Here is a 1,221-nt window from a genome sequence, read left to right as displayed (position 1 = left end):
TGATCTGCGAAAGCAGGTTCTGTCACATAGATTTCGAAGACACTCGGAACCGCCTGGAGCACGTCCGGCGCATTGGGGGCTTCATGATCGAACCCGCGCCCATAGACCCCCGCACCACTGAAGACGATGAACCAGTCGTCCCCAGACCCGTTCCGCATCGACGCAACCTCCTCGCCCTCACCCCACGTGGAGTCGAAGGAGTAGTACCGGGATTCCCATTCCGGGCTGAGGATCGCATCCAGCATCGCCATCGCCCGGCAACGGTCACGAAGCACCTGAATCTCGGGCAGCCGCCGCATCATCTCGCTCACCCGACCATCCAAACGCACCCCTACGACATACCCGCCTCGCTGCCTCGCGGGCTACGCTGCAACTGAAATGGCGCGCAGCGAGAACGAAGGACCGAGACAGGTCGAACTCATCGGCCCCTACGCCGGCGTATTCGCCTACGCCACAGGCGTCGTCCTGACGCTGATCGGCCCGATCCTCGGCCTGACCGGTGACGGATTCGCCGACGGCCTCTGCGCCGGCGTCTTCACTTTCCCGATCGGCCTGCTCCTGCTCGCCAGCGCGTACGAATGGCGCCGAGCGGAACGCCGATTCCAAGCGATCGGTGTCCACGGCACCGGAGAAGTACTCTCCGTCAACGAGATTCACCCCGGTGGCGAAAACCCGGACACGGCCGACCTGACGATCCGCATCACCGGCCTGACCTTCGCCCCTTTCACCGCGGAGTGCACCCTCGGCAACCACTCCGGCCTCACCCCGGGCCACACCTTCAACCTCATGGTCGACCCCACCGACAACTCCTTCGCGATCGGCTTCGACCACCTCTTTCCCCGCAGCGACAAGGAAACTCCGCCGACGGAGTGAGTCGTTCGCTTCGTCGCAAATGGCTCGACCGGCACGGGTTCGGCTGCGTACGGTGCCAGCATGTGCATCTACCCGAGCCGGACACATCGTGTGTGCCTGCGCTGCCGGGCTTCCTGCAAGGGCTCGATCGGCGCGGGGCCGGGTTGGTGTGTGCGGTGCGCCGGCGAGCTGATCGATGCGGGGCCGCACCTCGAAGTGCCCAGAAGGGGCGATACCGCTGGGTGGCGAGCACTTGCCGCTGTGCTGGAATCCGGTCTGACGTTCTATGGCGGTTGCTGTGGTACCGGTCCCGGATACCGGCCGCGTACTCCGCGGGAGGTTCGGGAGCGTCTGTTGTTCGCCGAACGC

At 65.1% G+C, this 1,221-nt stretch carries 1 protein-coding gene and 1 pseudogene; one reads left to right on the top strand and one right to left on the bottom strand.

What is annotated here, in order from left to right:
• Positions 1–302, bottom strand: a pseudogene (locus tag ACIRS4_RS37680) (hypothetical protein); the annotation flags it as partial.
• Between the two features lie 76 nt (positions 303–378).
• Here ACIRS4_RS37680 and ACIRS4_RS37675 point away from each other — a divergent pair.
• Positions 379–873, top strand: a complete 495-nt coding sequence (locus ACIRS4_RS37675) for a hypothetical protein (protein ID WP_404204700.1) — start codon at positions 379–381, stop codon at positions 871–873.
• Positions 874–1,221: the final 348 nt, after the last annotated feature.

The organism is Streptomyces sp. NPDC101166, assembly GCF_044768125.1.
Classification (GTDB): Bacteria; Actinomycetota; Actinomycetes; order Streptomycetales; family Streptomycetaceae; genus Streptomyces.
Note: the sequence above shows the minus strand (reverse complement) of the source record. Positions and strands in the feature narration are given on the sequence as shown.